Source organism: Kitasatospora sp. NPDC101176 (assembly GCF_044768035.1).
Lineage (GTDB): Bacteria > Actinomycetota > Actinomycetes > Streptomycetales > Streptomycetaceae > Kitasatospora.
Window position 1 is genome coordinate 280,907 of record NZ_JBIWPA010000005.1, and the last position, 26,239, is coordinate 307,145.

Consider the following 26,239-nt stretch of genomic DNA (forward strand, 5'->3'; position numbering starts at 1 on the left):
CGGACGGGTCCGCGCACCGGGGGTGGGCGGACCCGTTCGGGGGTCGTTCGGGGCGGCTCAGGGGGCCGCCCGGGGGGTGGTCAGTTGGTGCGCGGCTGGCTGAAGCGGACCATGTTGCCCGCGGGGTCGCGGAAGGCGCAGTCGCGGACGCCGTACGGCTGGTTGATCGGCTCCTGGATGACCTCGGCGCCGGCGGCGCGGATCCGCTCGAAGGTGGCGTCGCAGTCCTCGGTGCGGAAGATCACCGCGCGCAGCAGGCCCTTGGCCATCAGGTCGGCCACGGCCTTGCGGTCGGCGTCGTCGGCGTTGGGGTCGGCGAGCGGGGGCTCCAGGACGATGTCCACCTCCGGCTGCGCGGACGAGCCGATGGTCACCCAGCGGAGGTCCCCGAAGGCGACGTCGTTGCGCACCTCGAGGCCCAGCGCGTCACGGTAGAAGCCGAGCGCCTTGTCGTGGTCGTCGACGGTGATGAAGGTCTGTCCAACTTTGATGTCCATGTCCTTCACGCTACTTAGCTCCCGGACCTCCTGCTTCTCCGTTCCTGACCGGCCGGGTGTAGACCTTCGCGACGCAGGCCGGGACGGCGGCGTCCTCGTAGTGGTCCCGGGCCCGGTAGGCGCTCGGGCTCTCGCCGACCAACTGGGTGAACCGGGTGCTGAACGAGCCCAGCGAGGTACAGCCCACCGCCATGCAGACGTCGGTCACCGAGAGGTCGCCGCGCCGCAGCAGCGCCATGGCGCGCTCGATCCGGCGGGTCATGAGGTAGCCGTACGGCGTCTCGCCGAAGGCGGTGCGGAAGCTGCGGGAGAAGTGGCCGGGGGACATCAGGGCGGTCTGGGCGAGCGCGGGGACGTCCAGCGGCTGCGCGTACTCGCGGTCCATGCGATCACGGGCCTGGCGCAGCCGGACGAGGTCGGGGAGTGGCACACGGGACGCACGGGACATGCCGGCCAGCCTAGCGGGCCGACCGGGCCGGGTCGCGCCGTTGCCGGGGCGGGGTGCGGACAGTGCCGGACGGGAACCGGGAATCCGGTCAATTGCGCTGTGGAGGTGGCGGGTTGAACGTGTGTGCGGGTGTGTCCGGAGGGGTGTCCGGTGGGCCGCCGGGGCGGGCCGCCCCCCCCGGCGGCGCGTGGTCACCAGGCCGCCGGGAGGCGGGCCGGGCTGCGGGTGGTGGTGCCGAGCTGCCAGGCGATCCGGTGGACGGGCGTGGTGAGGTGCAGGCCGGGGAGGGCGGTGGCGAGGCGGCGGAGGGACTCCCGCATCTCGAGCCGCATCCGCCAGGCGCCGAGGCAGTAGTGGGGGCCGGCGCTGAAGGCGAGGGTGGGGGCCGGGAGGGCGGTGTCGAGGTCGGCGTCGAGGCCGTCGGGGAAGACGGCGCGGTCGCGGTTGGCGCTGCCCAGGTTGACGGCGAGGACGGCGCCGGCGGGGATGTCGACGCCGCCGAGGCCGACCGGCTCGGTGGCGCGGCGGGTGGTGGCCTCGTCGTCGCCGAGGGGGATGAAGTGGAGCAGGCGTTCGGTGGTGCGCTCGGTGGTGTCCGGGTCGGCGAGGCGGGGCCAGTGCTCGGGGCGTTCGCCGAGCAGGTAGACCAGGGCGTTGCCGAGGGCGCCGGTGACGCTCTCGTTGCCGCTGGCGGTGAGCCCGCAGACGAGGTGGACGAGCGACTCCTCGGGGACTCCGCCGTCCTGGTCGGCGGCGTGCACCAGGCGGCTGACGAGGTCGTCGCCGGGTGTGCGCCGCCGGCGGGCGATCAGTTCGGCGGTGAAGGCGGCGTACTCGGCGAGGGCGCTCTCCGGGTCCTGGGCGGGGTCCTGGGCGGACCGGTCCTGGGTGGCGGGGGTGTCCGCCCCGCCGTCGGCGAGGACGGCGCGGGTCCAGCGGCGCAGGCGTTCCGCGTCGAGGTGGTCCGGTCCGTCGCCGTCGAGGCCCATCAGGCGGGTGGTGACGGCGAAGGGCACCGGGCGGGTGAAGGCGGTGACGAGGTCGGCCGGGGGGCCGGCGGCCGCGAGTGCGTCGACGGCCTGCTGGACGGCCTCGGCGACCCAGGGCTGCCAGTCGGCGATGGCGCGGGCGGTGAAGGCGCGCTGGACGGTGCTGCGCAGCCGGCGGTGGGCGGGGCCGTCCTGGTTGAACAGGGAGGCGGGGTTGCTGGCCACGTCGGCGCCGCCGCCGGGGGTGCCGACGGTGTGCAGGGCGCCGCGGGTGAAGCGCGGGTCGGTGAGGGCCTGTCGGACGTCGTGGTAGCGGGTGACCAGCCAGGCCGGGGTGCCGTCGGGCAGGGTGGTGGGGTGGGGCGCCCGGGCGGGGGTGACGGGGAGTCGGTGGAGCGGGGGGAGGTCGGTCCCGGTGTCGGGTGCGGCGGAGGACATGGGTCCCTTCGGGGGTCGGGGTCCAGCGCTGAAGTGAGGATCCAACTGTGTGATTTTCATGGGAAATTGACGTCTTTGGGCGTGTTTCCCGCTGGATCCCGATGGTAGCGATTGCGCCCCTGCCGAACGGGGTTCCCGCCGATGGTCGGGGGTTCATCTCAGTGGCTCGGGTCGGCCCTCGGTCCGGCGGCCGCGTCGGCACTCGGGTCGGCGGGCAGCAGCGGGCGCAGGGCGCCGAGCACCGCGCCGATGCAGGCGTCGCGTAGCTCCTCGCGGGTGCAGCTCTCCTCGGTGAGCCAGTCGACGACCAGGACCCGGACGAACACCAGCCAGCCGCCGAGGACCTGTGAGACCGCCCGCCGGGCCGTCTCGTCCGCGAGGGGGAGGACGCCGAGCAGGCGGCCGCGCAGGGTGTCGAGTTCGCCGGTGATGATCGTCTGGATCACCGGGTCGCCGGCCAGGACGCGGTTGGCGGCGAGCACGGCGTGCCGGTTGGCGACGAAGTAGTCCAGATGGGCGTCCATGCCCTCGACGAGCTGTTCGAGCAGGGTGTCGGCGGGGTCGAAGCGGGACTTGGCGAGCAGCTCGTCGGCGGCCTGCCGGTAGACGGCGGCGAACAGGTCGTGCTTGCCCGGGAAGTGACGGTAGAGCAGGGCGCGCGAGACGCCGGCCTGTTCGGCGACCTCCTCCATCAGCACCTCCTCGTACGGGCGGGCGGCGAAGAGCCGGGCGCCGACGGAGAGCAGCTGGGCGCGGCGGTCGGCGGGGGACAGGCGGCGGCGCCGTTGGTGGACTGGCATGCGGCGAAGGCTACTTGACACGTGTCCACTAGTGCGCGCTAGCTTAGTGGACACGTGTCAACTAACCGTCCGACGGGTGGTGGGTTCATGGCCAGGGTTCTGCGGGTGCTCGGGTGGACGATGGGGGTCGCCTGCGTGGCGATCGGCTTCTACCACCTGCTGGCGGGGAACGCGGCGATCCCGGGCGAGGAGGACGCCGGTGCGACGGTCGACAGCTTCGGCCGGTTCATGGGCGCGATCTTCGCCGGTTACGGCGCGGCCTGGCTGTGGGCCGTCCGGCAGTCGCCGGTGCCGGCCCGCGCGGTGCGGTGGCTGACGGCGGTGTTCCTGCTGGGCGGGCTCGGCCGGGTGCTGTCGATCGCGGTGGCCGGGTGGCCGGACGGGTTCCAGGTGGTGCTGATGGTGGTCGAACTGGGCCTGTCCCCGGTGTACTTCCTGCTCGCGGACGCGGACGAGCGGGCCGCCGCCGCCCGCGTCCGATCGGCGGGCTGACCGGCGGGCCGAGGGACCCGGCCCGCCGGGCAGGCGCTCAGCTGCTCAGGCCGAAGCCCTTCAGGTGGGCGGTGAGCGCGGCCCGGTCCGGCCGCCCCGCCGTCAGCGAGACGTAGCCGTCCGGCCGGACCAGGGCGACGGCCGTGCCGCTCAGTCCGTAGGCGCGGCCGACGTGGCCGCCCGGGTCGGTGACGACGGCCCGGCGCAGGCGACCGGCCCGTTCGAGCCCGTCGAGCCACTCCCGTCCGTCGAGCCCGTCGAGCCCGTCGAGCCCGTCGGGCCGCCCGGGCGGTGCGGTCGGGCCGGTCGGCGCGGGCCGTCCGGCGAGGGTCAGCAGGGTGAAGTGGGTGCCGCGGAAGACGTCGAACAGCCGGGTGGGCGTGCCGTCGGCGGTGGTGCAGGGGGCGTCCGGGGCGCGGTCCCCGGCACGGATGCCGGTGCTGTCGTCCAGGTCGAGGCCGAGCGGGCCGCCCCGGTAGCCGACCGAGAGCCCGGTGAGGTCGGCGCCCGCGGTACCCGCCAGACTGGCGAACTGCGCGGACAGGGCGCGGGCGCCGTCGGCGGAGAACAGCGCCTTGTGCTGGGCGGAGGTGGCGGCGAGGACGGTGGCGGCGACGGGCAGCCGTTCGGCCTGGTAGCTGTCGAGCAGGGCGTCGGGAGCGCCGCGCAGTACCGCGGCGAGCTTCCAGCTGAGGTTGTGCGCGTCCTGGATGCCGGTGTTCATGCCCTGGCCGCCGGCCGCGGAGTGGCAGTGCGCGGCGTCACCGGCGAGCAGGACCCGGCCCTGGCGGTAGCGCTCGACCATGCGGACGGTCGGCCGCCACACCGTGGACCAGGACGGTTCGTGCAGCCGGACCCCGGGCAGGCCGGCGCGTTCGGCGAACAGCCGGCGGAAGGTGTCCAGGGTGGGGGCGGGCGGCTCGCCGGCCGCGCTCGGCGGGACGGAGGCGTGGATGGCCCAGTTGTCGTCCTCGCGCATCGGCACCAGCACCATGGCGCCCGCGCCGAGGTCGGGGTGGTTCCAGACGTGCATGAGGTCGGGGTCGAGCCCGTCCACGGCGAGCGAGGCCATCAGGAAGCGTTCCTGGTCCCAGGTCTCGCCGAGGAACGGGATGCCGGCCAGCTTGCGGACGGTGCTGCGGCCGCCGTCGCAGCCGACCAGGTAGCGGGCGCGGAGGTGTTCCGTCGTGGCGCCGCGCCGGACGGTGGCCAGGACGCCCTCGGGGTCCTGCCGGTGGTCGAGCAGCTCGGCGTCGAGTTCGACGGTGACGCCGTACCCGGCGAGCCGGTCGCGCAGGACGGCCTCGGTGTGGTGCTGGCCGAGCAGCAGCATGCCGGGGTGGGGCCGGTCCGGGGTCGCGGCGCCGGCGGGCCGAGGGGCGACCTCGTGGACGATCCGGACGCCCTGGTAGCTGCGGACCCCGAGGTCCGACCGGCCGCGGGCGAGGATGCCGTCGACGACGCCGAGGTCGTCGAACACCTCCAGCGTCCGGGAGTTGACGCCCTTGCCGCGGACGCCGCGGTCGCGGAACCGCGGCTCGCGTTCGAGGACGCGGCAGTCGATCCCGGCGCGGGCCAGTCCGAGGGCGAGGGCGAGGCCCACCGGGCCTGCGCCGACCACCAGGACGTCGGTCGTTCGGAGAGTGCGCATGACGGGTTCCCCCCAGGTCATCCGGCCATAAGATACGGCGCGTTTCTTAGCCGCGACTGTAGACTCATCCGGATAAGAAACGCAACGTATCTACGAATCGACGAAGGTCGGGTGCGGCACTCGATGGCGGACGGCGGATCGGCAGCGGGCAGATCGGCGGCAGGCGGAGCGGCGAGGGGTGGAGCGGCGCCCGGCGGACCGGTGACGTCCGGCGCGCCGGAGGGCGAAGAGGTCCGCGGCAGGCCCTCGCGGCGCCGCGGCGACGAGCTGGAACGGGCGATCCTCGACGCCGTCTGGGCCGAACTCGCCGACCACGGCTACGACCGGCTCACCATGGACGGCGTCGCCGCCCGGGCCCGGACCAGCAAGCCGGTGCTGTACCGCCGCTGGCCGAACCGGGCGGCGGTCGTCGTCGCCGCCCTCGGCCGCAACGCCCCCGACTACCGGGAGCCGCCGGACACCGGTGACCTGAAGACCGACCTGGCGCTCTTCCTGCGCGGTCTGCTGCACCGCTTCGACGACCTGCCGACCGGCGCCGTGCACGGGTTCCTGATCGACCTGATGCGCGACCCCGAGCTCCGCGGGATCTTCCGCGGCGGCCTGACCGCGCAGGGGCCGGTGAGCAGCCTGGAGGCGATGATGCGCCGGGCCGTCGACCGGGGCGAGATCGACCCCGCGCGGCTCACCCCACGGGTCCTCTCCCTCCCGCTCGACCTGCTGCGCGACGCCTTCCTGATCGGCGGGACGGTGCCGCCCGACCGGGTCGTCGACGAGATCCTCGACGAGGTCGTCCTCCCCCTGTTGCGGGCGCCGTCCGACGCGCGGTGACCGGCCGGACCGCCGGGGGTGCCCCGCTCCGGGGTGCCCGCGCCCTGCGGGCCCGCTCCTTGCGCACCCCCACCTGACGCACCCCCGCCCGGCATACCCCCACCCGGTAACGCGGAGCGGCCCCCGGCGACCTGATCGTCGGGGGCCGCTCCGCGTCGTGCCGCGGTCCGTCAGCCGTCCAGGCGGCCGACCAGCTCGTAGCCGGCCTCGTCGATGGCGGCGGCGACGGCCTCGTCGGAGAGCGGGGCGGTGCTGTCGACGGTGACCCGGCCGGTGGCGAGGTCCACGGCGACGGCGCCCACGCCGTCGATCCGCTGGAGCTCGGCGGTCACCGCGGTGACGCAGTGCCCGCAGGTCATGCCCTTCACCTGGAAGACGGCCAGGCCGGCCGTCGCGGCGGCGGGGGTGTCGGTGGCGCCGGTGCCGGTGCCGCACGAGCCGCAGCAGGAGGCGGTCTCGGTGGACTCGACGGTGACGGCGATCTCGGTCATGGCTGTGCTCCTGTCATCGTGCCGGGCGCCGGCCGCGCGATCCGGTCGGCTGCTTCACCGCTGAAGCTAGCATACCCCCAGGGGGTAATTGAAGAGGGGTGTGGAGCGGCCGGGAGCGGGCGGGTGGACCGCCTCCAGCGATCGTCAAGTCATCCTTGTGGCGGTCCTGTTGCGCCCTCCGGGGCAGGGTGGAACGCCCGCCGGCATCCCGGGCCGGCCGGCCCCTCGGCAGGCCGCCGACCCCACCACACGAGGTGAGCACCCCATGGACCACATCACCCGCCCCGGCCCGCGCGGCCTGCGCGAGATCCTGGCGGCCGGCGAGCGGACCTACTCCTTCGAGTTCTTTCCCGCCAAGGACGAGGCCGGCGAACGCGCCCTGTGGGCCGCCATCCGGCGGGTGGAGGCGGTGGCGCCGACCTTCGTGTCCGTCACCTACGGCGCCGGCGGCTCCTCGCGCGACCGCACCATCGGGACCACCGAACGGATCGCCGCCCAGACCACGCTGCGCCCCGTCGCGCACCTCACCGCCGTCGGCCACTCCACTGCCGAGCTGCAGGCCGTCCTGCGGCGCTACGCGGATGTCGGGATCCGGGACGTGCTGGCCCTGCGCGGCGACCCGCCCGGGGACCCGAACGGTGTCTGGCGGCCGCATCCGCAGGGACTGCGGCACGCCGCCGAACTGGTCGAACTCGTCCGGGGCTGCGGTGCGTTCACGGTCGGCGTGGCGGCCTTCCCGGAGCGCCACCCGCGTTCGGCGGACTGGTCCGAGGACATCCGGCACTTCGTCGCCAAGTGCCGGGCGGGGGCGGACTACGCCGTCACCCAGATGTTCTTCGAGGTCGAGCACTACCTGCGGCTGCGCGACCGGCTGGCGGCGGCCGGCTGCGACACCCCGGTCATCCCGGAGATCATGCCGGCCACCGACGTCCGCCAGATCGCCCGCTTCGCCGAGCTGAGCGGTGCCTCCTTCCCGCCCGCGCTCGCCGCCGCGCTGGAGGCCGCCCGCGGCGACCGGGCGGCGTCCCACCGCATCGGGGTGGACCACGCGACCCGGATGGCCGAGCGCCTGCTCGGGGAGGGGGTGCCCGGGCTGCACTTCATCACGTTGAACCGCTCGACGGCGGCCCTGGAGATCCACCGGAACCTGGGACTGGACCGCCCGGCGCCACTGGGCTCCGCGGCGCCGTCGTGCTCCCCGGCGCCACAGGACCGGCCGCTGACCGGCGCCCGGGCCTGAAACCCGGCCCGATCCCGATCCCGATCCCGGACCCGGGCCCGGGCCGGGCGCCGCCCCGCCGCCCCGCCGCCGAATCCGCCGAAGCCGTCGAAGCCGCCGCGCCGGACGGTCCGTGGTGGACCGCCCGGCACGGCGCGCAGGTGGGTCTCAGTGCTGGTGGGCCACGGTCTCCCCGGTGGTCGGGGCGGGCTCGCCGGCCGGGGTGGCCGGTCCGGCCGGGGCGGCCGCCGGGCCCGGGGTGGCGGCGCCGTCGGTGGTGACGGTGAAGGCGGCGGTGTGCACGGCGTCCTGCTGCTTGAAGTCGAGGAAGAGCCGGTAGCTCCCGGCGCTCGGCGCGGTGGTGGTGAAGCCGATCTCCGGACCCGGGGCGGTGGTGTCCGGGTGGACGTGGAGGTAGGCGAGGTCCCCGGCCCGGAGGGCGACCAGGTGGCCGGAGGCGCCGAGGTAGGGCTGGAGGTCGGTGACCGGTCGGCCGTCCCGGGTGACGGTCAGGGTGAGCCGCCCGCTGCGCCCGGGGGTGAGCTCGCCGCCGAGGGCGACGGTGTAGCCGTCGACGGTGACGGTCCGTCCGGTCTCGGGCAGTGCCGCGGGCCGCAGGTCGCCGGCGGCGTGCAGATCGGCGCCCAGGGTGAGGCCCTCGGTGGCGCCGGCGGGGGTGAAGTCCGCGAAGACCCGGTAGGTGCCGGCGGCCGGCAGCGCGGCGGTGGCGCTCCAGGTGCCGTCGGCGGCGCGGGTGGGGTGCAGGTGCTGGTACCCGGAGAGGTCGCGCGGGGCGACGATCAGGTGCAGTTCCTTCTCGTGCGAGGGCTGGAAGGCGGTGACGGCCCGGCCGTCGGCGCCGAGGATCCGGAAGCGCAGGTCGGTGGGGGTGCCGGCGGTGACGAAGGGGTCGTCGAGGCTGAGGGTGTAGCCGCGCTCGGAGACCTGCAGCCCGCCGGGCAGGTGGTCGGCCGGGGTCGCGGCCTCGGTGTGTCCGGCGTGTCCGCCGTGCCCGGTGGTGCCGGCGGGCGCGGGGGCGGGACCGCGTCCGGTGGCGTGGCCGACGCCGAGGGCGAGGCCGAAGGCGGCGGTGAGCCCGGCGGTGAAGGCGGTGATCTTCAGGGTGGTGTTCATGGCGGGTCCCTAAGAATGTGAGGCGGTCCGGGAGGACCGGGTGTGGCTGATGGCGGGTTGCCGTTGATGGCTCGAGGAGAATGGCCGCCCGGTCCTTCGGGACGCTCCGACCACTGATTGAGAACTGCGGTCATCGCTGGTTAGGGACCTGTCGGCGGAGTGTTCTTCGGGCCACGAATGGCTGGTCACGAGGGATACGGAGCGACGGGCTTGAGCACGGTGCACGAGCGGGTATGGGTCGGCATCGATGCCGGCAAGGGGCATCACTGGGCGGTGGCCGTCGATGCAGACGGCGAGATCTTGTTCTCGACGAAGGTGATCAACGACGAGTCGCAGATCCTCAACCTCCTCGAGACGGCTCGGGAGAAGGCCGGCGAGGTGCGGTGGGCGGTGGACATCTCCGGCCGTGCCTCGACTCTGCTGCTGGCTCTGCTGGTCGCTCACGGTCAGCACGTCGTCTACGTACCCGGCCGCACCGTCAACCGCATGTCCGGGGCCTACCAGGGCGAGGGCAAGACCGACGCCAAGGACGCGCGCGTCATCGCCGACCAGGCCCGCATGCGCCCCAAGGGCTTCGCCCGGCTGAACACTCCGCCTGAGCTGGTCAGCACAGTCCAGCTGCTGACCAACCACCGGGCCGACCTGATCGCGGACCGGGTGCGGTTGATCAACCGGCTGCGCGATCTCCTGGTAGGCATCTGCCCGGCCCTGGAGCGGGCCTTCGACTACTCCGCGGCCAAGGGACCGGTCGTGATGCTGACCGAGTACCAGACCCCGGCTGCCCTGCGGCGGATCGGCGTCACGCGGCTGACGACCTGGCTGGAGCGCCGCAAGGTCCGCGGTGCCGACACGGTTGCCGCCAAGGCGGTGGAGGCCGCCCAGTCGCAGACGGCCGAACTGCCCGGCGAGAAGCGGTCCGCGAAGCTGGTCCGCGACCTTGCCCACCAACTGCTCGCTCTGGACGAGCGGATCAAGGACAACGACCGGGAGATCCGCGAGATCTTCCGCGCCGACGAGCGGGCCGAGATCATCGAGTCGATGCCCGGCATGGGCCCGATCCTGGGCGCCGAGTTCGTCGCCATCGTCGGTGATCTGTCCGGCTACCTGGACGCGGGCCGCCTGGCCTCCCATGCTGGGCTGGCCCCGGTCGCCAGGGACTCCGGGCGCCGCACCGGCAACTACCACCGGCCCAAGCGGTACAACCGTCGCCTGCGTTGGCTCTTCTACATGTCGGCCCAGACCGCGATGATGCGGCCGGGTCCATCGCGGGACTACTACCTCAAGAAGCGAGGCGAAGGGCTGCTGCACACGCAGGCTCTGCTCGCACTTGCCCGCCGAAGGGTCGACGTGCTCTGGGCGATGCTGCGTGACAAGAGGCTCTTCACCCCCGCTCCGCCGGTCACGCAGTCGGCTTGACACGATCATTGAGATTCTCCTCGGTGGTGGGCGGCGGGCGCGGGCGGATGCGGCGCGGGTGGAGCGGTCAGGCGCGCAGGAGGCGGGCGATGGCGCGGGAGGCCTCGGCGACCTTGGTGTCGGCGGCCGCGGTGCCGCCGTCGGCGACGGCGTCCTGGACGCAGTGCGCGAGGTGGCCGTCGAGCAGGATCAGGGCGACGGACTGGAGGGCCTTGGTGGCGGCCGAGACCTGGGTGAGCACGTCGATGCAGTAGGTGTCGTCGGCGACCATCCGCTGGAGGCCGCGGACCTGGCCCTCGATCCGGCGCAGTCGGCGCCGCAGGCGGTCCTGGTCGTGCCGGTAGCCGGTCATGCGGGCCTCCTCGGGAGCTCCGGCGGGGCGCTGCCGGCCCCGGTCCGATGCCCCGAGTGAATACCCCGCTGGGGTATCGAGTCAAGCGGTTCGGGCGGTCCGGAGAATACGGGAGGGGGGTATCGGTCAAGCCTTGCTCTGGATACCCCTTAGGGGTATAAATGAACTCGGCGCCGCCCGATACCCCCCATGGGTACCAGTTCGGTGGGTCCGGATCCGGCGGTGCCACCCGGCACGTCGCACGCGCCCTGTCCGACGACAGTCACGAGGAGCAACGATGACCACCCAGGCACCCGCCTCCACGGAGGTGGAACTCTCGATCGGCGGCATGACCTGCGCCTCGTGCGCGGCCCGCATCGAGAAGAAGCTGAACCGGATGGACGGCGTCTCGGCGAGCGTCAACTACGCCACCGAGAAGGCGAAGGTCTCCTACGAGGGCGACGTCGCGGTCGCCGACCTGATCGCCACCGTCGAGGCCACCGGCTACACCGCGGCGCTTCCCGCGCCGCCGGCCGCCGAGGGTGCGGGCGGGCCCGCGGAGCCGGCCGACGAGCTGGCCCCGCTGCGGCAGCGGCTGTTCACCGCGGTGGCCCTGGCGGTGCCGGTGATCGCGATGGCGATGGTGCCGGCCCTGCAGTTCGACAACTGGCAGTGGCTCTCGCTGACCCTGGCCGCCCCCGTGGTCACCTACGCCGCCTGGCCGTTCCACCGCGCCGCCTGGACCAACCTCCGGCACGGCGCGGCGACGATGGACACCCTGGTCTCGCTCGGCACCGGCGCCGCCTTCCTCTGGTCGCTGTGGGCGCTGTTCCTCGGCGACGCGGGCATGCCGGGCATGCGGCACGGCTTCGAACTGACCATCGCCCGCAGTGACGGCTCGTCGAACATCTACCTGGAGGCCGCCGCCGGCGTCACCGCCTTCATCCTGGCCGGCCGCTACTTCGAGGCCCGCTCCAAGCGCACCGCCGGGGCCGCCCTCAAGGCGCTGCTGGAGCTGGGGGCCAAGGACGTGGCCGTCCTGCGGGCCGGGCAGGAGGTGCGGATCCCGGTCGCGGAGCTCGCGGTGGGCGACCGGTTCGTGGTGCGCCCCGGGGAGAAGGTCGCCACCGACGGCACGGTGGTCGAGGGCGCCTCGGCCGTCGACGCCTCGATGCTGACCGGTGAGTCGGTGCCCGTGGAGGTCTCCGTCGGCGACGCGGTCACCGGTGCGACCGTCAACGCGGGCGGGCGGCTGGTCGTCGAGGCCACCAGGGTCGGCGCCGACACCCAGCTCGCCCGGATGGCCCGGCTGGTCGAGGACGCGCAGAACGGAAAGGCCGCCGCCCAGCGGCTCGCCGACCGCATCTCCGCCGTCTTCGTGCCGATCGTGATCACCCTCGCGGTGGCCACCCTCGGCTACTGGCTGGGCACCGGCGAGGGCTGGACCGCGGCCTTCACCGCGGCCGTCGCGGTGCTGATCATCGCCTGCCCGTGCGCCCTCGGCCTGGCCACCCCGACCGCGCTCATGGTCGGCACCGGCCGCGGCGCCCAGCTCGGCATCCTGATCAAGGGCCCCGAGGTGCTGGAGAACACCCGCAAGGTCGACACCGTCGTCCTGGACAAGACCGGCACCGTCACCACCGGACGGATGACCCTGCTCGCCGTGCACACCGCCGAGGGCGTCACCGAGGCCGAGGCCCTGCGCCTGGCCGGCGCCCTGGAACACGCCTCCGAACACCCCATCGCCCGGGCCATCGCCACCGCCGCGGCCAGGGCCGGTGTGCTGCCCGCCGTCGAGGGCTTCGAGAACGTGCCGGGACTGGGCGTCCAGGGCGTGGTGGACGGCCACGCGGTGGTCGCCGGCCGGGAGGCGCTGCTGAACGACTGGTCGCAGTACCTGCCCGGGCACCTGGCCGAGGCCAAGCGCACCGCCGAGGCGGCCGGCCGTACCGCGATCGCGGTCGGCTGGGACGGTGCGGCGCGGGCCGTGCTGGAGGTCGCCGACGCCGTCAAGCCGACCAGTGCCGAGGCGATCGCCCGGCTGCGCGCCCTGGGCCTGACGCCGGTGCTGCTGACCGGGGACAACCGCGCGGCCGCCGAGGCCGTCGCCGCCGAGGTCGGCATCGCCCCGGAGCACGTCATCGCCGAGGTCATGCCGCAGGACAAGGTGGACACCGTCCGCCGGCTGCAGGCCGAGGGCCGGGTCGTGGCCATGGTCGGCGACGGCGTCAACGACGCGGCCGCGCTCGCCCAGGCCGACCTCGGCCTGGCCATGGGCACCGGCACCGACGCCGCCATCGAGGCCGGCGACCTCACCCTCGTCCGCGGGGACCTACGGGCCGCCGCCGACGCGATCCGGCTCTCCCGCCGCACGCTGGCCACCATCAAGAGCAACCTGTTCTGGGCGTTCGGCTACAACGTCGCGGCGATCCCGCTGGCCGCGGCCGGACTGCTCAACCCGATGATCGCGGGCGGGGCGATGGCCTTCTCCTCGGTCTTCGTGGTCACCAACAGCCTGCGGCTGCGCCGCTTCCGCTGAGCGGCACCGCCGACGGGTGCGACCGGGAGCACCACCGAGGGCCAGCACCGAGGGCCAGCACCGAGTAGCACCGCCGAGCAGCACCGCCGAGGAGCACCGCGCCGCGGCCCCGGAACCCACCAGGTTCCGGAGCCGCGGCGCGTTCCGGCCGAGCACCCACGGCGAGGCCGGGCCCGGGGGCCCCTCCGGCCCTGTCCGGTCCGGGAGCGGCGCCGGCCCTGCTCCGGCCCCGGGGTCAGCCCTGCGCCGGCCCCGGGTAAGCCCGGTGCCGGCCCCGGCGTCAGCCCTGTTCCGGCAGGGCCACCGGCAGCCAGCGGTACGCAGCGTCCTCCTGCCAGCACTGCAACTCGCCCTCCACCACCGCGGCCAGGCACAGCCGCCAGTCGTCGCCGACCGCGAGCGCGACCCGGGTTGCCGGGCGCAGCGTGGGCCGCCACCAGCGCGGGCGGCGGGAGGCGCCGCCGGCCGGCAGCCGCAGCCGGACCCCGCCCGCGCCGGCCAGCGCGACGGTCGGGCCGCCCCGGTGCCCGGCCACCGCGACGCCCAGGGCGGGTTCGCCGTCGCCGATCTCGGCGCCCGGCCCGGCGCCCGCCCCGAGCGGGTGCAGCCGGACGGAGCCGTCCGTTCGCAGCGTGACGGCCTGCGGCCCGGCGGAGGTGAGGGCCAGGGCCCCGGCGCGCGGTGCCCCGGGCGGTCCGACCGGGGCCGGGTGCTCCGCCGAGCCGGGCCGCCAGCTCAGCACCTGTTCCCGGTGTTCGACCAGGACCAGCCAGGATCCGGGGCGTTCCTCCAGGGCGGCGAGCACCCGGTCGGCCGGGCAGCCGGGCAGCTCCCGGCCGGTGAGGGTGAGCCCGGGCGCCCAGCGGTAGGAGCGCAGTGCGCCGCCGACCGCCGTCCAGACCGTCATCTCCCCGGCCGGGTCGACGCCCCCGGCGAGCCCGCTGACGCCGCGCGCGGCCTCCCACCAGCCGGCCGCGGTGCCGACCCAGAGCGATCCGCCGCGGTCCTCGGCGCAGACCACCAGCTCGCCCTGCCGGCCTGCCCAGCCGGCCGTCAACTCGCGGACGGGGCCGGGCCCCTGGCCGGTCGGCAGCCGGTGGCCGGGGTGTCCGGGGCCGGTCAGGGCGGTGCCGTCCGGGCCGCCGGTGACCAGCAGCGGCCGGCCGGCCCGGTCGGGCAGTACGGCCAGGCCCGCGGTGCGCGCCACCGGCCGGTGGGCGCGCAGCAGTTCGCGTCCGCGGCCGACCCAGGGGCCGAGCGGGGCGGGGCGGCGCTGCGGGTCGCGGGCCAGCGGCTCGCAGGCCCACCGGACCAGCTCCTCGCCGTAGCCGGCGGCGAGCAGTTCGGCGCGGGCCTGTTCGGCGGCGAGCCGGTGGTCGAGGCGACCGTGGTCGGGTAGCAGCAGGGTGCGCGCGAGGGTGCCGACGGCGAACAGGTCCTTGGCCGTGGTGGGGAAGCCGCCGACCTGCTCGGCCTCCGGCGGGACGTGGCCGGGGGTGAACACGGCGACGGTCAGGGTGTGGTCGAGCGGGGCCAGGAAGGTCAGGTCGATCAGTTTGACCTGGCCGTGGGCGTCCACCAGGACGTTGGCGGGGGAGATGTCGCGGTGCACCCAGCGCTTGCGGTGCAGCTCGTCGACGATCCGGCAGAGCCGGGACAGGACCTCGGCCGCCGCGGCCGGCCCGCCGCGCTGGGTGCGGGCCCAGGTGTGCAGCGGGACCCCTTCGACCCAGGGGGAGATCTGGTAGCCGAGCAGACCGCCGGCGGGCAGGGCGCCGGGCTGGTGCGGGGAGGGCCCGAGCAGGAAGCTGGGCACCACCAGGTCGGTGACGCCCAGGCGGTGGGCGTTGTGCGAGACGTCGTCCCAGCGGCCGAGCCAGCGGCGGACCTCGGAGGGGTCGCGCTCCAGCATGATCTTCGCGGCGACGAGCTCCTTGAGCCCGCTGTGGCCGGTGCGCACCGCCCGCCACACCTCGGCCTCGCCGCCCCGGTGGTGGAACTCCAGGAGCTCGTACTGCTCGGGGTCGAACTCCGGCCCGAACCGGAGCCCGGGTACCCAACGCGACTCGGACACTCGACCCCCGACTCGATGCCTCGGCTTTTCAGCTGATCCCAGGATAGTGCTCTCCGCTGTTCGGACGTCCCACGAAGGGCCTATCCTGCATTCGATCGGACAACATCATGACAGTACGTCAACTCATGATCATCGCCAGCATTTTGATCATGACATCGGTGGATCTGACCAGCAGGGGGACGGTGCATGGTGCAGCTCGCGGTGCTGCTGATCGTGGTGGCACTGGTCGGTGCGGCCGCCGTCGTACTGGCCCGGCGCCACCGCGCCCTGGACGCCGGGACGGTGGCCGCGGCCCTCGCCACGGCCGCCGAACGGCTCGCCGCCGGCAAGGCCCCGCAGGCCCGGCGCCGCTACGCCCGGCTCGCCCGCCGGCTCGCCGAGGGCCCCGCCGAACTGCTCCCGCAACGCGGCCTCGCCCTCCTCGGCCAAGCCGAGGCCACCATCCCCACCGGAGACCAGCAGGCCACCCTCGCCCTGCACCGCGAGGCCTTCCCGCTGCTCGCCGACCCGGCCCGGCAACTGCCCCGGTGGAGCCTGCGGCGCCTCGCCGCGGAACGCACCGCCGCCGCCGACGGCGACCTCGGGCCGGTCCTCGCCCTGCTGCAGGCCACCGCCGACGGCGCCGAACCCGGGGAGGAGGTCGAGGCCGTCGCCCGCACCCGGGACTGGCTGCAACGCCTCTGCCGCGAAGGCAGCCCCGCACAGCGCGAGCACACCACCGCCGCCGCCCTCGCCGCCCTGCCCGGCCGCGACTGGCCCGTCCTCGCCCGCGCCGCCCAGCTGCGCGGCACCGACCGGGCCGTCGAGGCCGAGACCCTGCTCGCCGCGGCCGCCCCCGGCGGCAGCGGCGAACTCTGGTTCCGCTGGGGCGCCCAGCTGTTCACCCTGCACCGCGACGAACCCGCCGTCGTCGCCTTCGACGAGGCGCTGCGCCGCGGCGCCGGCGACCCCTCCCCGTGGGGGCGCGGACCGGCGCTGCGCACCGAGACCCTGCTCTTCCGCGGCCTCGCCCGCCAGCGGCTCGGCGCCACCGACGCCGCCTGGGCCGACCTCGCGGCCGCCGCCACCGAGGCCCCCGGCGACCCCCGCCCCCGCTACGCGCTCGGCCGGCTCGCCCTGCTGCTCGGCGCCGACGAACAGGCCCGGGAGCAGTTCGCCGCCGCCCTCGCCGTCCAACCCGGCTTCGCCCCGGCCGGGTTCGGCCTCGCCCTGGTCAACGAGCGGGCCGACCGCCCCGCCGAGGCCGCCGCCGACTACCGAGCCGCCCTCGACCGGGCACCCGACTGGCGCCCCGCCCGGGTCCGGCTCGGCGCCGCCCTGCTCGCCGCCGGCCGCGCCGCCGAGGCCGAACCGCTGCTCCGCGCCGAGGCCGACCGCGAACCGGACTCCCGCTGGGCCCGGATCGCCGCCTTCCACCACGGCCTCGCGCTGTCCCGCACCGACGACCCGGCCGGGGCGCTGACCCGCTGGGAACCGCTGCAGGACGAGGAGCTGCACGACCGCCTCGCCCTCGCCCGCGACCGGCTCGCCCGCACCCGACTGGCCGCCGACCCGGCCGCCGCCCGGGAGCTCTGGCAGCGGGCCGCCGCCGAGCACCCGGCCGCCCCCGGCTACCGTGCCGCGCTGCGCGAAGCCGCGCTGCGCGAGGCCGCCCACCTGCTGGTCACCGGCCGCGACCGGGCCGAGGAACGCGAACGGGCCGCCGCCGCCCTCGCCCTCGCCGACACCCTGCCCGGCGCGATCACCCACCGGCAGGCCCGGCTGCGCGCCGCCCTGGCCCTGGCCGAGGGCCGGACCGAGCCCCTGGCCGGTCTGCTCGACCCCGCCGCCGGACCGCGCGAGCGCTACCACCTGGCCGCCGCCGCCCTGCTGGCCGGCCGCCCGGTGCAGACCATCGCGCTGCTCGCCCCGCTCGCACCCGACCCGGCCGGCGACCCGGCGCTCGCCCGGCTGCGCGCCCTGCTGGCCGAACGCGCCGGCAACTGGGCCGCCGCACTGGACTGGTACCGCCACTTCCTCACCGCCGGCCCGGCCCCCGCACCGCAGGCCGCCCCGGCCGACTGCGCCGTCTGCGCCGGTCCGGCCACCGGCGCCTGCGGCGGCTGCGGCCGCGAGGCCTGCGCCGCCCACCTGCACCGGGCCGCCGAGGGCGCCCCGGCGCGCTGCGTCCGCTGCGCCGGGCCCGCGCTGCGCGCCGTCCTGGACTGCGCCCGCCGGGCCGGCACGCCCGAGCAGGCCGAACCCGTCCTCGCCGCCTGGGCCCGGGCCTTCGGCGACAGCCCCGCGGCCGGGCCCGTCCGGCTCGACCTGGCCCTGCTCCGCGCCGAACTCGGCCGACTGGACGAGGCGCTGGCCGAGCTGCCCGCGCAGGCAGGGGCCGCCCGCAGCGCCGTCCTGCTCCGCCGGGCCGCCGCCGCGCTCGACGCGGGGGAGCCCGGACGGGCCGCCGGCGACCTGCGCCAGGCCCTCGGCCACACCCCGGACCACCCGCAGGCCGGCCCCGCCCTCGTCCTGCTCGCCGAGCACGAGGCCCACCAGCACGCCGTCGAGGGCCGCCACCGGGAGGCCTGGGACGGCTACCACGCGCTGCTGCTCCGGGACCCGGCCCAGCCGCGGCTGCTGCACGCCCTCGGACTCGCCGGCTACCGGCTCGCCGCCGCGGCTCCCGAGGGCACCGAACCCGACGAGCGGACCTGGGCGTGGACGCTCGGCTGCCTGGTCGCCGCCCTGCACCAGCCCGAGCTGTGGGCGGAGTCCGCCCGGATCACCGGCCGCCCGCTCGAACCCCAGCGGATCGCCACCGCCCGCACCGCGCTCACCGACCGCCTCCGGGACGACCTGCGGGCACTGGATCGCGCCGCCGGCCGCGGCGGCGACGAGGTCACCGCCTGGACCCTGCGGCTCGGCATGGAGACCCACAGCGCCGACGCCTTCGCCCGGGAGGACGTCCGCCTGGCGCTGCCCGGCCGCCCCGCCCGCCGCCTGGCGCTCGGCCCCGCGCTCGACCGGCTGCTCCGGCAGGAGCCCGGACTCGCCGCCTGGGCGGCCGCCTTCGACCGGGCCGTAGAGCCCTGGCGGCGGCTCGGGGAGCCCGACGGACACCCGCTGGCCCGGGCGCTCGACCTGTTCGGCGGGCTCGGACCGCAGCACTACCTCCTCCTCCAGGGCCGTCAGGCCGCCGCGGTCGGCGCCCTGGACGCCGTGCCCGAGACCGAACGCGGCGCCGACTGGCAGGCCCTGCTCGCCGAGAGCCTGGTCGGCCAGGCCCGCGAGCACCACCGCAACCAGGACTGGCGCGAGGCCCTCGACTGCCTCACCCGCGCCGGCACCGTACCCGGCGCCGTGCTGCCCGCCGACGCCCCGGCGATCGCCGCCGAGTCCGGCCTGCGGGCGGCCCGCGCCCTGCTCAAGACCAGCGACGACGACCAGGCGGGAGCGACCGAACTCCTGGAGAAGGCGCTGGCCCTGGCCCCCGACCACGCCGAGGTGCGCGGCGACCTCGGCGCCACCTACGCCCAGTGGGCCCGGAAGATCAACAACGAGACGAAGGACTACCCGCGCGCCCTGGGCCTGCTCCGCAAGAGCCTCGCACTCACCCCCGGCGACCCGACCGCCCGGCACTTCCTGGAGGCCGCCCTCGGCAACCGGGCCAGCCAGCTCAGCCGGCCCGACGCCTCGGACGCGGAGCTGGAGGAGGCCGCCGAGGCCTGGCGGGAGCTGATCTCGCTCAACCCGGACCCGGACCACCGGCACGGCCTCGCCTTCGTGCTGCGCCACCTCGCCCGCTCCGCCGCCTTCGCCGACCAGCGCACCCTCGCCGTCGGCCGGATGGCCGACGCGCTGCGCGCCGACCCGGACTGGGACGGCGACCCGGAGCGCGAGGCGCCGCGCCGGGTCGGCGTGATGCTCGCCAACCACGTGCTGGACAACCTGCAGGACAGCCCGTTCACCACGCAGGCCGCCATGCTCCGCAAGGCCAGGTCCTACGACGACTCGCCCGACATCCGGCGGCTGATGGTCAGCGTCTGGCGCGGCGAGGCCGTCGGCCACTACGAGGCCCGCCGCTACCCCGACGCGATCCGTCTCCTGGAAGAGGCGCTCGAGCTGTCCGGAACCCCCGAGGACGTCGCCAAGCTGCACACCGAACTCGGCGTGGTGTTCAGCTCCTACGCCGTCGCCCGGGCCAACGCCCGCGGGTTCCGGGAGGCCCGCGCCCTGATCCGCCAGGCCGTCGAGCACAACCCGGACGACCGGGAGCTGCGGGCCCTCCAGCGGAGGATCAACGCGCTCCGCTGACGGCAACCGCCGTGCCGCCGGTGCCGTCCTCAGGTGGTGGGGCGTCAGATTCCCTGTCCCGAGGCCGAGTCTGGAGCCACAGGACGTATGCGGCAGGGCGCACGCCACCGGACGTGAGCCGCACGTCAAAAGCTGCAAGCCGCAAGCCGCTAGCCGTGATTCGTGAGTCGTGAGGAGAGAAACCGCCCGCCATGCCACTGCACGAACCGTCGCCGTACGAGGTCCTGGGCGTTGCGCTCACGGCCGGCGTGCGCGAGATCAACCTGGCCGTCGGACCGGCGATGAAGGCCGGCCGCTTCACCCGTCAGCAGATCCAGGACGCCGCCGCGCTGCTGCGCCACCCCGACCGGCGGCTGGAGGCGGACCTCCAGCGGCCGCTGCCGCCGGAGCCCGTCGACCAGGCCGCGGGGCTGCTGGCGCCCGCCCTCGCCGAGCCGCTGCTGGTCGTCGAGCGCCCGGCGCTGCCGCCCGCCGCCTCCCTGCTGGCGCTGCACCGGGCCGAGCTGGCCGCCGACTTCACCGAACCCGCCCCCGGCGGCGCCGACCCCGAACCGCCCGTCCCCGCCCGCTACGCCGCCGACCTGTCGGTGCTGCCGCAGATCGAGGTACCCGAGTGACCGACGCACCGACCGACGTACCGACCGCCGACCCCATCGCCGGCCCGGCCGACGGCCTCCGGCCGCTGGACGTCCCGCAGCGCGCGCTGGAGGTCGACCTCGACCAGGCGTTCAGCCAACTCCTCTTCCGGGCCTCGCTGTTGCAGCGGCTCCGGGCGGAGGAGGCGCAGACCGCCCGGGCCACCCAGCGTGACCTGCTGGGCATCCTGGTCGAGGTCGACGACGCGCTGGCCTCGCTCGGCCTGGACCAGGAACTGGTGCTGCTCGGGCGCGGCGCCGGGATCGAGGCCACCCGTCGCCGGCTGCTCGGCCGGCTGGCCAAGGCCGGCGTGCGCCCGATGCGGCTGGAGGGCCTGGCGGCGGACCCGGCGCTGACCGAGATCGTCGGCGTGGAGCCGCGGGCCGGGGTGGCGCCGGAGACGGTCCTGCGGACGGTCATCACCGGGTTCTTCTGGGGCGAGGAGGTGCTGCGCCGGGCACAGGTGGTCGTCGCCGCGCCGCCGGGGCCGGACCCGGCGCCGGAGCCGGTCCACGCGGCGGACACCGGGGGCCCCGGGGGCTTCGAGGGGTTCGGAGGCGCGGGCGCCACCGAGGACCCCGGGCCGGCGGACCCCGCGACGCCGGACGTCGCCGGGGAGCCGGCACCGGAGCCCGGGCCCGAACCGGAGCTCGGGCCCGAACCGGAGCCGGAACCGGAGCAGGCCGCGGGACCCGGGGGGCCCGGGCGGCCCGCCGTCCGGCCCCCGGCCCGCCGGAAGGGCGCGGCCGCCGGTGCCCGGCGCAGGCGCAAGAAGTAGCCAGGACCACGAGGGGCAAGAGGGGAACGACATGTACCGCACACTCGGCATCGACCTGGGCACCACCAACTCCGTGGTGGCCCACCTGCGCCGGGGCGAGCCGGAGATCATCTTCAACCGGCAGAACCAGGAGGCCACGCCCTCCGTGGTCGGCAGCGGCCGCAAGGGCGAGCTGCTGGTCGGCTCCACCGCACGCAGCCGGACCGCCGTCGACGGCGCCAACGTGATCCGCTCGGTGAAGCGCTTCATGGGCCGCAAGTTCAAGGACCCGCAGGTCCAGGCGGCCCTGAAGGAGGTCGACTACAAGGTCACCGCGGGCACCGACGGCGACGTCAACGTCTGGTTCAACGGCCGTTCCTACACCCCGATCGAGATCTCCGCGATCATCCTGCACCGCCTCAAGGAGGACGCCGAGCAGCGCCTCGGCGAGCCCTTCCACCGGGCCGTGATCACCGTGCCCGCGTACTTCGGCGAGCGGCAGGTCGCGGCCACCCAGGAGGCGGGCCGGATGGCCGGCCTGCACGTGCTGCGGATCATCAACGAGCCGACCGCCGCCGCGCTCGCCTACGGGATCACCACCGAGGCGGGCGACGAGGGCCGGACCGTCCTGGTCTACGACCTCGGCGGCGGCACCTTCGACATCTCGATCCTGCTGCTGGTGCCGGGCTCGGTCTCGGTGCTCGGCATCGAGGGCGACAACCTGCTCGGCGGCGACGACTTCGACCGCGCCATCACCACCGCGCTGCTGGAGGACATCCGCGAGGAGTACGGCGCCGACTACCAGCCGGACCTGCGGGACCGCCCCAAGATCGCCTCCACCGCCGAGACCATCAAGATCGAGCTCTCCCACCAGGAGGCCTCCGAGGTCATCCTGCCCGGCCTCGGCGCCGGCCAACTGGTGCTGGAGACCGAGTTCGAGCGGGCCCGTTTCGAGGAGCTGATCGAGGCCCGGATCGAGCGCACCATCGAACTGACCCACAAGGCCATCATGCAGGCCAACCTCACCGTGGGGGACGTCGACGAGGTGGTGCTGGTCGGCGGCTCCACCGCCATCCCGCTGGTGGCCCGGCGGCTCGGCGAGGTGTTCGGCCCCCGGCGGATCCGGCGCGGCGTCAACCCGATGCAGTGCGTGGCGCTCGGCGCGGCCGTGCAGTCCGCGCTGGTCGGCGAGGTGGAGTGCCCCGAGTGCCGGGCCCCCGGCGACCTCTCCGCCTCCAACTGCGCCAACTGCGCGACCTCGCTGCTCGGCGGCCCCCGGATCTCCTGCACCGGCTGCCACATCCCGTTCGACGCCGAGGCCGCGGCCTGCCCCAAGTGCGGTCTGGAGGCGAGCGGTTCGCCCGCCCCCCGGTCGGCCGCGCCGGTGCGGTCGCAGGCCCCGACCGTCGCCCACGGGGAGAACTGCCCGCGCTGCGGGACTCCCGCCGCGCCCGGCGTCACCGCCTGCGGGCTGTGCGGCGAGGCCCTCAACTCCGCGGCACCCGGCGGCACCAGGGTGGCCTCCACGGCCGCCGAGGACGTCGGTCTGCGCTGTGCGGCCTGCGGCGTGGTCAACCCGCCGGGCAGCGAGGTCTGCCAGGGCTGCGGCGAGCTGATGCAGGTCACCAACCCGTTCGACATCACGCCGAAGAACCTCGGCATCGAGCTCAACGACGGCCGGCTGGCCGTGATCATCCCCAAGAACACCAGCTACCCGACCGGTTCACCGGTCAGCCGGGAGTTCGTGGTCGCCGCCAGCGGCCGCCAGCGTCTGGAGGTCGCGGTCTACGAGGGCGAGCACGAGATCGCCCAGCAGAACGAGCTGATCGGCCACCTGACCCTGCGGCTGCCGGCCGGGCTCGGCGGCCGCACCCCGGTGGAGGTCTCCTTCGGCCTGGACCGGGACCGCACGATCACCCTCTCGGTGCGGATCCAGGGGGGCGGCGAGAAGACCGTCAAGCTGGAGCGGGTCACCCTGGACCCGGAGCTCAAGGTCCAGGTCGAGGAGCAGCAGCGGCAGATCGAGTCCTTCACCGACCGCTGGGGCGGCGAGCTGACCGAGGCCGAACTGCGCGAGGCGCAGCAGCTCATGGACCGGCTGGACGACCTGGCCGCCGGCCAGACCCGCGGCCAGTCGGTGGACGAGGCGCTGGAGCGGGCCCAGCGCCAGCTCCGCGCCCAGCGCTGGGTGCGCGGCTCGGAGGCGTACCTGAGCCTGTTCCTCCACTACTGCGAGAAGCACCTCGACCCGAGCGACCTGGACCGGCTGCGGTCCGTGGCCGCCGAGCTGCGGCTGCGCCGCGAGGCCGCCGACTGGGAGGGCGCGATGGTCGCGGCCCAGCGGGCGGACGAGCTGTGCGACTCGCTCGGGCACACCTTCCGGATGCTCACCATGTGCAACGTCTACGTGAACCAGAACATGGTCTCGCCGGCGCTGTCCCAGCTGATCATGGCGGAGCTGCGGGGGCTGGACGAGGGCGTGGAGGCGCCGAACATGGAGAAGGTCAACCGGCACATGTCGAACCTGCTGGCCCTGTACGCGCAGGCGCAGCGGGAGCTGGGCAGCGAGCCGCCGGCGGAGTCGCTGGGCCCGGTGCGGCCCGAGGAGGCGGGGCCGCGATGAGCTCCTCCGAGAGCACCGGGACGAGCCCGGCGGGCGAGGCCCCCGCGTACGACAACCCCGCGCCCGGCGGCCCCGGGCCGCAGGTGCCCGCCCCGCGGGCGGGGGGGCCCGCGGTGCCCCCGCTGGAGGTGCCCTGCCCGCAGTGCGCCGTCCCGGCGGATCCGGAGGGCCTGCGCTGCCCCTCCTGCCGGGAGGACCTCGCGGCGCTGGTCCGGCTGCGGCACGCGGGCCGGATCGACTACAACGAGGCGCTGGCGGCCCTGCGGACCGGGGACGACGCGGCCGCCCGGGTGCTGTTGCGGCGGTCGCTGGCGGCCGAGCCCGGGCTGCGGCCGGCCCGGGACCTGCTGGACGCGCTGGTGACCCGGACGGGCGACTGACCGGTGGCGGCGGCGGTGGGCCCGTCGGAAGCGGGCCCACCGCCGCCGCCCACGGGGTGCGGGCAGCCGACACGCCCTCCAAGCGAGCAATCCGGGCGTTCCCCGGGTGGCGTCGCGTCTGATCGGAGGTGAGTGTGATCGTCACACGGATGTTCGCCACCCTCACAAGGAGTGACGCAATGCGTATTCGCACCACCCTCGCCGCCACCGCGCTCGCCGCCGTCGCCGTCCTCGCCGGTGCCGGCACCGCCGCCGCCGGCGACGCCACCGCCAACGGTGTCGCGTTCGGCTCGCCGGGCGTCCTGTCCGGCAACCAGATCCAGATCCCGATCAACCTCGAGGCCAATGTCTGCGGCAACACGATCGGTGTCATCTCGATCCTGAACCCGGCCATCGGGAACACCTGCATCAACGGCTGACCCCCGGCACCGGGGCCGCCCGTCGCACCTGACGGGCGGCCCCGGTGGCGTGTCCGCACCCCCGTTCGGGGGTGGCGGCGCGGCGCCCGGGCCGGGAGCATGGTGCCCGTCCCGCCCCGCCGTACCCAGGAGCCGTACGTGCCGATCCAGCCGACCCCGCGCAGCTACTCCTCCGGCAGCGCGGACGTCCCGCTGCTCGGCGACACCATCGGGGAGAACCTCGACCGCGCGGTGCGCGCCTTCCCCGGGCGGGACGCCCTCGTCGACCGGGCCACCGCCCGCCGCTGGACCTACGCCGAACTCGCCGCCGACGTCGACGCGCTGGCGCTCGGTCTGCTCGACCTCGGGATCGCCAAGGGCGACCGGGTCGGCATCTGGGCCCCCAACTGCGCCGAGTGGACGCTCACCCAGTACGCCACCGCCAAGCTCGGCGCGATCCTGGTGACCGTCAACCCCGCCTACCGCCCGCACGAGCTGGAGTACGTGCTGAACCAGTCGGGCATCCGGCTGCTGGTCGCCGCCGAGCGCTTCAGGACCTCGGACTACGCCGGGATGATCGAGGAGGTGCGGCCCCGCTGCCCGGAGCTGGAGCGCGTGGTGCTGATCGGCGGCCCCGGCTGGGACGCGCTGCTGGCCGCCGGACGCCGTGGCGACCCCGCCCGACTGGCCGAACGCGGAGCCGAGCTGGCCCCCGACGACCCGATCAACATCCAGTACACCTCGGGCACCACCGGCTTCCCCAAGGGCGCCACCCTCTCGCACCACAACATCCTCAACAACGGGTACTTCGTGGGCGAGTTGCTCGACTACACCGAGCAGGACCGGATCTGCGTCCCGGTGCCCTTCTACCACTGCTTCGGCATGGTGATGGGCAACCTCGCCGCCACCTCGCACGGCGCCTGCACCGTCATCCCCGCCCCGTCCTTCGACCCCGGGGCCACCCTGGCCGCCGTGGCCGCCGAGCGCTGCACCTCGCTGTACGGCGTGCCGACCATGTTCATCGCCGAGCTCGCCGACCCGGACTTCGACCGGCACGACCTCTCCAGCCTGCGCACCGGCATCATGGCCGGTTCGCCCTGCCCGACCGAGGTGATGAAGGAGGTCATCGAGCGGATGGGCATGGCGGAGGTGTCCATCTGCTACGGCATGACCGAGACCTCGCCGGTCTCCACCCAGACCCGCACCGACGACCCGGTCGAGCGCCGGGTCTCCACCGTCGGCCGGGTCGGCCCCCACCTGGAGGTCAAGGTCGTCGACCCGGTCACCGGCCGCACCGTCCCGCGCGGCGAGCCCGGAGAACTCTGCACCCGCGGCTACTCCGTGATGCTCGGCTACTGGGGCGAGCCGGAGCGCACCGCCGAGGCCGTCGACGCCGCCCGTTGGATGCACACCGGGGACCTCGCCGTGATGGACGGGGACGGCTACCTCGCCATCACCGGCCGGATCAAGGACATGGTGATCCGGGGCGGGGAGAACCTCTACCCGCGCGAGATCGAGGAGTTCCTGCACGGCCACCCCGACATCCTCGACGTCCAGGTCATCGGGGTGCCCGATCCGAAGTACGGCGAGGAGCTGATGGCGTGGATCCGGATGCGCGGGGGCGCCGAGCCGCTCACGGCCGAGGCCGTCCGCGCCTACTGCACCGGCCGGCTGGCCCACGTGAAGATCCCGCGCTACGTGCACGTGGTCGAGGAGTTCCCGATGACCGTCACCGGCAAGATCCGCAAGGTCGAGATGCGGGAGATGGCGGTGCGCCTCCTCAACCCGTGAGCCGTCCGCCC

General features: G+C 75.2%; 21 protein-coding genes. 12 read left to right on the forward strand and 9 right to left on the reverse strand.

The genetic code is table 11. The features are described 5' to 3' along the window. Nucleotides 1-80 precede the first annotated feature (80 nt). The 4 genes from ACIRS1_RS10985 to ACIRS1_RS11000 all read right to left on the reverse strand — a co-directional run bounded on the left by ACIRS1_RS10985 (nucleotide 81) and on the right by ACIRS1_RS11000 (nucleotide 3,172). Nucleotides 81-497 carry a VOC family protein gene (locus ACIRS1_RS10985; RefSeq protein ID WP_360214277.1) on the reverse strand — a complete coding sequence of 139 codons (417 nt, stop codon included), beginning with the start codon at nucleotides 495-497 and terminating at the stop codon, nucleotides 81-83. 10 nt (nucleotides 498-507) lie between these two features. Beyond that, complete coding sequence (locus tag ACIRS1_RS10990) at nucleotides 508-945, reverse strand: helix-turn-helix transcriptional regulator (RefSeq protein WP_360214275.1); 438 nt, start codon at nucleotides 943-945, stop codon at nucleotides 508-510. A gap of 191 nt (nucleotides 946-1,136) precedes the next feature. Further along, a complete protein-coding gene (locus ACIRS1_RS10995; protein ID WP_402838473.1) occupies nucleotides 1,137-2,372 on the reverse strand; it encodes a cytochrome P450 in 1,236 nt (411 codons plus the stop codon). Nucleotides 2,373-2,530: 158 nt separating this feature from the next. Further along, complete coding sequence (locus tag ACIRS1_RS11000; protein WP_402838475.1) at nucleotides 2,531-3,172, reverse strand: TetR/AcrR family transcriptional regulator; 642 nt, start codon at nucleotides 3,170-3,172, stop codon at nucleotides 2,531-2,533. A gap of 87 nt (nucleotides 3,173-3,259) precedes the next feature. Here ACIRS1_RS11000 and ACIRS1_RS11005 point away from each other — a divergent pair, with 87 nt between their 5' ends. Continuing rightward, complete coding sequence (locus tag ACIRS1_RS11005) at nucleotides 3,260-3,664, forward strand: DUF4345 domain-containing protein (RefSeq protein WP_402838477.1); 405 nt, start codon at nucleotides 3,260-3,262, stop codon at nucleotides 3,662-3,664. 37 nt (nucleotides 3,665-3,701) lie between these two features. Here ACIRS1_RS11005 and ACIRS1_RS11010 read toward each other — a convergent pair whose 3' ends face one another. Then, nucleotides 3,702-5,315: an FAD-dependent monooxygenase gene (locus ACIRS1_RS11010; RefSeq protein WP_402838479.1), complete on the reverse strand. Its 1,614-nt coding sequence runs from the start codon at nucleotides 5,313-5,315 to the stop codon at nucleotides 3,702-3,704. A gap of 201 nt (nucleotides 5,316-5,516) precedes the next feature. Here ACIRS1_RS11010 and ACIRS1_RS11015 point away from each other — a divergent pair, with 201 nt between their 5' ends. Beyond that, entirely contained in the window at nucleotides 5,517-6,143 is a 627-nt protein-coding gene (locus tag ACIRS1_RS11015; RefSeq protein ID WP_402838481.1) for a TetR/AcrR family transcriptional regulator, read from the forward strand. Between the two features lie 170 nt (nucleotides 6,144-6,313). Here ACIRS1_RS11015 and ACIRS1_RS11020 read toward each other — a convergent pair whose 3' ends face one another. Continuing rightward, complete coding sequence (locus tag ACIRS1_RS11020) at nucleotides 6,314-6,634, reverse strand: heavy-metal-associated domain-containing protein (RefSeq protein ID WP_402838483.1); 321 nt, start codon at nucleotides 6,632-6,634, stop codon at nucleotides 6,314-6,316. 265 nt (nucleotides 6,635-6,899) lie between these two features. On the opposite strand from ACIRS1_RS11020, the gene metF reads away from it, so the two are divergent. Continuing rightward, entirely contained in the window at nucleotides 6,900-7,874 is a 975-nt protein-coding gene (gene metF, locus ACIRS1_RS11025) for a methylenetetrahydrofolate reductase [NAD(P)H] (RefSeq protein ID WP_402838485.1), read from the forward strand. A gap of 147 nt (nucleotides 7,875-8,021) precedes the next feature. Here metF and ACIRS1_RS11030 read toward each other — a convergent pair whose 3' ends face one another. Beyond that, the gene (locus tag ACIRS1_RS11030; protein WP_402838487.1) at nucleotides 8,022-8,987 is read right to left on the reverse strand and encodes a hypothetical protein; all 966 of its coding nucleotides are present in this window, start codon (nucleotides 8,985-8,987) and stop codon (nucleotides 8,022-8,024) included. A gap of 210 nt (nucleotides 8,988-9,197) precedes the next feature. Between ACIRS1_RS11030 and ACIRS1_RS11035 the strand changes: the two genes are divergently transcribed. Continuing rightward, nucleotides 9,198-10,403: an IS110 family transposase gene (locus ACIRS1_RS11035; RefSeq protein WP_402838489.1), complete on the forward strand. Its 1,206-nt coding sequence runs from the start codon at nucleotides 9,198-9,200 to the stop codon at nucleotides 10,401-10,403. A 67-nt stretch (nucleotides 10,404-10,470) separates the two neighbouring features. Here ACIRS1_RS11035 and ACIRS1_RS11040 read toward each other — a convergent pair whose 3' ends face one another. After that, nucleotides 10,471-10,755, reverse strand: coding sequence for a metal-sensitive transcriptional regulator (locus ACIRS1_RS11040; RefSeq protein ID WP_402838491.1), 285 nt, complete (start codon nucleotides 10,753-10,755; stop codon nucleotides 10,471-10,473). Nucleotides 10,756-11,032: 277 nt separating this feature from the next. Here ACIRS1_RS11040 and ACIRS1_RS11045 point away from each other — a divergent pair, with 277 nt between their 5' ends. Further along, nucleotides 11,033-13,273, forward strand: a complete 2,241-nt coding sequence (locus ACIRS1_RS11045; protein ID WP_402838493.1) for a heavy metal translocating P-type ATPase — start codon at nucleotides 11,033-11,035, stop codon at nucleotides 13,271-13,273. Between the two features lie 280 nt (nucleotides 13,274-13,553). On the opposite strand, the gene ACIRS1_RS11050 is transcribed toward ACIRS1_RS11045, so the two are convergent. Continuing rightward, the gene (locus ACIRS1_RS11050; RefSeq protein ID WP_402838495.1) at nucleotides 13,554-15,347 is read right to left on the reverse strand and encodes a hypothetical protein; all 1,794 of its coding nucleotides are present in this window, start codon (nucleotides 15,345-15,347) and stop codon (nucleotides 13,554-13,556) included. A gap of 186 nt (nucleotides 15,348-15,533) precedes the next feature. Here ACIRS1_RS11050 and ACIRS1_RS11055 point away from each other — a divergent pair, with 186 nt between their 5' ends. From ACIRS1_RS11055 to ACIRS1_RS11085, 7 genes are all read left to right on the forward strand, one after another. After that, nucleotides 15,534-19,643, forward strand: coding sequence for a hypothetical protein (locus ACIRS1_RS11055; protein WP_402838497.1), 4,110 nt, complete (start codon nucleotides 15,534-15,536; stop codon nucleotides 19,641-19,643). Between the two features lie 191 nt (nucleotides 19,644-19,834). Further along, nucleotides 19,835-20,260 (forward strand): hypothetical protein, encoded by a 426-nt coding sequence (locus tag ACIRS1_RS11060; RefSeq protein WP_360217914.1) that lies wholly within the window; start codon nucleotides 19,835-19,837, stop codon nucleotides 20,258-20,260. Then, complete coding sequence (locus ACIRS1_RS11065; protein WP_402838500.1) at nucleotides 20,257-21,057, forward strand: nucleotide exchange factor GrpE; 801 nt, start codon at nucleotides 20,257-20,259, stop codon at nucleotides 21,055-21,057. Before ACIRS1_RS11060 ends, ACIRS1_RS11065 begins: the two co-directional genes overlap by 4 nt. 31 nt (nucleotides 21,058-21,088) lie before the next feature. Next, nucleotides 21,089-23,659: an Hsp70 family protein gene (locus tag ACIRS1_RS11070; protein ID WP_402838502.1), complete on the forward strand. Its 2,571-nt coding sequence runs from the start codon at nucleotides 21,089-21,091 to the stop codon at nucleotides 23,657-23,659. Beyond that, on the forward strand, nucleotides 23,656-24,039 hold the full coding sequence (locus ACIRS1_RS11075) for a hypothetical protein (RefSeq protein WP_402838504.1): 384 nt from the start codon (nucleotides 23,656-23,658) through the stop codon (nucleotides 24,037-24,039). Before ACIRS1_RS11070 ends, ACIRS1_RS11075 begins: the two co-directional genes overlap by 4 nt. Before the next feature lie 179 nt (nucleotides 24,040-24,218). Continuing rightward, entirely contained in the window at nucleotides 24,219-24,458 is a 240-nt protein-coding gene (locus tag ACIRS1_RS11080; RefSeq protein WP_360217902.1) for a chaplin, read from the forward strand. Between the two features lie 99 nt (nucleotides 24,459-24,557). After that, the gene (locus ACIRS1_RS11085; protein WP_402838505.1) at nucleotides 24,558-26,228 is read left to right on the forward strand and encodes an AMP-binding protein; all 1,671 of its coding nucleotides are present in this window, start codon (nucleotides 24,558-24,560) and stop codon (nucleotides 26,226-26,228) included. Nucleotides 26,229-26,239: the final 11 nt, after the last annotated feature.

Excerpts from the sequence above, each read along its gene's own strand:
- ACIRS1_RS11040 (WP_402838491.1), bottom strand. The coding sequence starts at position 10,755 with ATGACCGGCTACCGGCACGACCAGGACCGCCTGCGGCGCCGACTGCGC.
- ACIRS1_RS10990 (WP_360214275.1), bottom strand. The coding sequence starts at position 945 with ATGTCCCGTGCGTCCCGTGTGCCACTCCCCGACCTCGTCCGGCTGCGC.
- metF (WP_402838485.1), top strand. The coding sequence starts at position 6,900 with ATGGACCACATCACCCGCCCCGGCCCGCGCGGCCTGCGCGAGATCCTG.
- ACIRS1_RS11060 (WP_360217914.1), top strand. The coding sequence starts at position 19,835 with ATGCCACTGCACGAACCGTCGCCGTACGAGGTCCTGGGCGTTGCGCTC.
- ACIRS1_RS11005 (WP_402838477.1), top strand. The coding sequence starts at position 3,260 with ATGGCCAGGGTTCTGCGGGTGCTCGGGTGGACGATGGGGGTCGCCTGC.
- ACIRS1_RS11020 (WP_402838483.1), bottom strand. The coding sequence starts at position 6,634 with ATGACCGAGATCGCCGTCACCGTCGAGTCCACCGAGACCGCCTCCTGC.
- ACIRS1_RS11080 (WP_360217902.1), top strand. The coding sequence starts at position 24,219 with ATGCGTATTCGCACCACCCTCGCCGCCACCGCGCTCGCCGCCGTCGCC.
- ACIRS1_RS11030 (WP_402838487.1), bottom strand. The coding sequence starts at position 8,987 with ATGAACACCACCCTGAAGATCACCGCCTTCACCGCCGGGCTCACCGCC.
- ACIRS1_RS11010 (WP_402838479.1), bottom strand. The coding sequence starts at position 5,315 with ATGCGCACTCTCCGAACGACCGACGTCCTGGTGGTCGGCGCAGGCCCG.
- ACIRS1_RS11045 (WP_402838493.1), top strand. The coding sequence starts at position 11,033 with ATGACCACCCAGGCACCCGCCTCCACGGAGGTGGAACTCTCGATCGGC.
- ACIRS1_RS11075 (WP_402838504.1), top strand. The coding sequence starts at position 23,656 with ATGAGCTCCTCCGAGAGCACCGGGACGAGCCCGGCGGGCGAGGCCCCC.
- ACIRS1_RS11070 (WP_402838502.1), top strand. The coding sequence starts at position 21,089 with ATGTACCGCACACTCGGCATCGACCTGGGCACCACCAACTCCGTGGTG.
- ACIRS1_RS11000 (WP_402838475.1), bottom strand. The coding sequence starts at position 3,172 with ATGCCAGTCCACCAACGGCGCCGCCGCCTGTCCCCCGCCGACCGCCGC.
- ACIRS1_RS11055 (WP_402838497.1), top strand. The coding sequence starts at position 15,534 with ATGGTGCAGCTCGCGGTGCTGCTGATCGTGGTGGCACTGGTCGGTGCG.
- ACIRS1_RS10995 (WP_402838473.1), bottom strand. The coding sequence starts at position 2,372 with ATGTCCTCCGCCGCACCCGACACCGGGACCGACCTCCCCCCGCTCCAC.
- ACIRS1_RS10985 (WP_360214277.1), bottom strand. The coding sequence starts at position 497 with ATGGACATCAAAGTTGGACAGACCTTCATCACCGTCGACGACCACGAC.
- ACIRS1_RS11085 (WP_402838505.1), top strand. The coding sequence starts at position 24,558 with ATGGTGCCCGTCCCGCCCCGCCGTACCCAGGAGCCGTACGTGCCGATC.